Genomic DNA, 4034 nt, shown 5'->3' on the forward strand with positions numbered 1-4034 from the left:
CCATTTCGGAATCTTCTTCATCATCTGTTTAAGTATCGGTACAATGACACCGCCGCTCGGTACCATCATGTTCGTAACTTGTGCCGTTACCGGTACGAAGGTAGAGGAATTCGTAAAAGAAAGCTGGCCGTTCTTAGTAATACTAATTATTGCAGCGTTATTAATGGCGTTCGTTCCAAGTATCTCTATGTTCTTACCTAATCTATTATTCTAGATATTTAAAAGCTATGTTAAAAGGTAATTTTAACATAGCTTTTTTTATATAAAAAATAGTTAAAAAATTCTTGTTAAACGTTTCCATATCATTTATAATAATGATAAACCGGTTTAGTAAATCGATTTAGTAGGTTTCAGGAGAGAAGAAAATTGAAAAAAATCACAATGGCTGACGTGGCTCAGATGGCAAACGTATCTAAAAGTACAGTTTCTCAATATCTTAACCATCGCTACGAGTATATGAGCGGGGATACAAGAGCAAGAATTGAGGAAGCGATTGCAACTTTAGGATATCGACCCAATATTTTAGCAAGGAGCTTAAAACAAAAAAAGACATCAACAATTGGAGTAATCGTTGCGAATATTTTACACATGTTTTCAACTCAAGTGATCAGGGCAATTGAAGACGTTTGTAGCTCTGAAGATATTAATGTGATTGTCTGTAATGCAGACGATAACCCGGAGAAGGAAAAAAAGTATATCGAAATGCTTCGTGCCAAACAGGTTGATGGTTTAGTGGTTTTTCCAACGGGGGATAATTTAGAACTATATGAGTCAATGAAAAAGGAAAAATATCCGCTCATATTTGTTGACCGTATGGTTAAAGGTATGAATATACCGTCAGTTTTACTTGATAATGAGACCGCTTCTGAAATGGCTGTTGACCATCTTTATTCAAGAGGATATAGAAGAATTGCAATGTTAACGACTCCCCTTGATAAAGGAATCACACCTCGTGTGGAACGGGTGGAAGGGTATAAAAAAGCGTTAAAGGAAAGATCACTAATCGTCCCACCCGGTTACATTAAAGGCGTGAAGTTAACCGATATGCAAAATGTGTTGGAGGAAATGTTTAACCAACCTGAAGTACCTGAAGCCTTGTTTTCCGGTAACGATTTAACTCTTCTTGAAATACTGAAGTTTGTAAAAAAGAAAGGAATGTCCATTCCAAGAGATCTAGCCTTGATCAGTATTGATGAAGTATCTTTTTCGGAAATTTACGAGCCAAGTCTAACGATTATTTCACAACCAGCATTTGAAATGGGAAAATATGCAGCGGAAAAATTATTGGAACAAATTAGGTCAAATGCTAAGCCTGATCCTATGAATGTTCGATTTTCCCCAAGCATTGTTGTTAGAAAATCAACGTAGATTACTGGAATAATTGAAATAAAGATTGGAGAGAGAATGTTGGACATTTTGACAATAGGGGATGCTTTAGTATCTTTTAACCCTTCAACTACAGGTCCTCTTAGGTTCGTTAACACTTTTGAACGTAAGGTGGGAGGTGCAGAGTTAAACGTTGCGATCGGCTGTTCACGTCTAGGTTTAAAAGCTGGTTGGATAAGCCGTCTCGGTAAAGACGAGTTTGGCAAATATGTTTATAACTTTGTAAGAGGTGAAGGTGTTGATGTCTCTCAAGTTAAGCTTGTTGAAGGCTACCCGACATCCATTTATTTTAAAGAATTGCTTAGCAGTGAAAAAGTAAATTCCTATTATTATCGACAGCAATCACCGACATTATCCTTTAATATAAATGAAATTGATGAAGATTACGTGAAGCAAGCCAAAATATTTCATATATCAGGCGTGTTTCCAGCGGTGAATGATGTTAATAAAGAAGTCATGCTTCATCTATTAAAGATGGCCAAAAAGCACAATCTGACAGTGACGTTTGACCCAAACATCCGTTTAAAGCTTTGGAGTCCGGAGGAGGCAAGGGAAACCCTTTTATCCTATCTGCCTTATGTTGATGTTTTATTAATAGGGGAAGAAGAAGCTGAGATTCTTCTCAGAACGTCTGAACCTGATCAGTTTATTCAAGAGGTTACAAAGGCCGGCATTCACCATGCTGTTTTAAAGCAGGGTGAGCGTGGTGCTACTGCTTTTAAGGATGGAGATAAAGTTAATGTTCCTGCACATAATGACATTGATGTTGTTGATGTTATAGGAGCAGGGGACGGTTTTGCAGCAGGGTATTTGTACAGTATGATTCAAGGCTGGACTTTAGAAAAATCAGTTACATTCGCAAATGCAGTTGCTGCCCATGTTATTAGTGTAAAAGGAGATAATGAAGGTCTTCCATATAAAGAGGAAATGGAAATCTTCCTTGGTAAAAGAAAAGGAATATCAAGATAATTAACAATGGTTTTTCTGTAACCGCAAATGGTTACGATTACAATAAAAATCATGAAATTCAAAATTTTAAACAGTAAAGGAGATCTAATAATGAAGAGCTTTTTTAAAAAATCAACGCTTCTATTATTTTCGCTTATGCTTGTATTAGGTTTAGGAGCTTGTTCTTCTAAAGGTGAAGAAGGTGCGTCAAAAGGTAATGACAAGGCAGTAGGGTCTGATGAAAAAATTGTAATCAACGTAGCCTATGGTAACCAGCCAGGTGAGCCACTTGATAAGCAAGCAAATAAATGGAAAGAGTTAGCTGAAGAAAAATCGAATGGCAGACTTGAATTGAAATTATATCCAAGCTCTCAATTAGGTTCTGAAAAAGATGTAGTTGAACAAGCTATGATGGGAAATAATGTTGTTATTTTCACTGGCTATGATTTCTTAATGGATTATGTTCCCGATTTTGGAATTTTAACTGCACCATATTTAACTGAAAACTTTGATGATCTATTCTATTTAACTACTACAGATTGGTTTAAAGATTTATCTTCACAATTAAACGATAAAGGGCTTGATATCGTTACAACAAACACAATTTATGGTAAGCGTCATTTAATGACAACAAAGCCTGTTACAAAGCCAGAAGATTTAGCAGGATTAAAAATACGTGTACCAAATAACCAAATGTATATTAAGTCATTTGAAGCATTAGGAGCATCACCTACTCCACTTCCATTAGCTGACCTTTATACAGCACTACAGCAAGGATTAGTAGACGGTGCTGAAAATCCACTTCCAGTACTACAAGGTTCAAAAACACACGAAGTGGCGAAGCACCTTACATTAACTGAACACACAAAAATTATGAGTCCATGGGTTGCAGGAACTAGCTTCCTTCAAACATTACCGGAAGATATCGTTCAAATCCTAAAAGAAACTGGCGATGAAGCTGGTGAATACGGTAAAGGAATCGTAGAAGAAGAGTCTGAGAAAGTTTTACAACAATTTAAAGATGAAGGCATTGAAGTTCACGAGGTAGATCTTGCTGCGTTCAAAGAGAAAGCAAAATCAGTTTATACTGCATTTCCTAACTGGTCACCAAATCTTTATGAAACAGTTGAGGATTTAATTAAAAATCGTCAATAGAAAATAAAACTACGAGTCTATGAGTCAATATTTCGATTTCATAGACTCGGTTTTTACCTAGGTGTAAATGGGAGGGATAATATGTTAAAAAAATGGTTTTATCCACTAGATGATGTACTTTCTGTTATTGCTCTTTCAGGGGTCCTCTTTTTTACCATTATAAATGTAATTTTTCGCTTTGTCTTACACAGCCCAATAGGCTGGGCAGAAGAGGTTACGCTTGGATTATTTATTTGGATGGTTTTCATTGGAATTAGCTCGGCAATGAAACGTGGCGGACACGTTGGGGTAGACTATTTCATGCTGATGATGCCAAAACCGATCCGCAATGTATTTAACGTTATAGGAGCTATTGCCATTTATTTTGTATTAATCTATGTTTTCATTTATTTGGGAATGGATTTAACTTCTCAGGCCGCAGTTAAGATTACGCCTGTTTTGGGATTGAGTTATCAATATATTGATATTGCTGTTCCTGTCGGTGGGTTTTTAACCGCTATCCATTATACAGTCAATTTGATTCGCTCGTTCAAATCTGACAATGG

The 4034-nt window shown here is 36.4% G+C and carries 4 protein-coding genes and 1 pseudogene; all 5 read left to right on the forward strand.

The window, feature by feature from the left end; translation table 11 throughout:
* Nucleotides 1–214 (forward strand): TRAP transporter large permease subunit (locus P9E47_RS22590; RefSeq protein ID WP_326165103.1); only part of this gene is annotated, 214 nt, incomplete at its 5' end.
* A 149-nt stretch (nt 215–363) separates the two neighbouring features.
* A pseudogene (locus P9E47_RS22600) lies at nt 364–1368 on the forward strand (LacI family DNA-binding transcriptional regulator); the annotation flags it as partial.
* 36 nt (nt 1369–1404) lie between these two features.
* Nucleotides 1405–2355: a sugar kinase gene (locus tag P9E47_RS22605; RefSeq protein WP_211208561.1), complete on the forward strand. Its 951-nt coding sequence runs from the start codon at nt 1405–1407 to the stop codon at nt 2353–2355.
* Between the two features lie 90 nt (nt 2356–2445).
* On the forward strand, nt 2446–3489 hold the full coding sequence (locus tag P9E47_RS22610; RefSeq protein ID WP_326165105.1) for a C4-dicarboxylate TRAP transporter substrate-binding protein: 1044 nt from the start codon (nt 2446–2448) through the stop codon (nt 3487–3489).
* A gap of 81 nt (nt 3490–3570) precedes the next feature.
* Nucleotides 3571–4034 (forward strand): TRAP transporter small permease (locus tag P9E47_RS22615; protein ID WP_326165107.1); only part of this gene is annotated, 464 nt, incomplete at its 3' end.

The sequence above is a fragment of the Schinkia azotoformans genome (assembly GCF_035811335.1).
GTDB classification, from domain to species: domain Bacteria; phylum Bacillota; class Bacilli; order Bacillales; family Bacillaceae_J; genus Schinkia; species Schinkia azotoformans.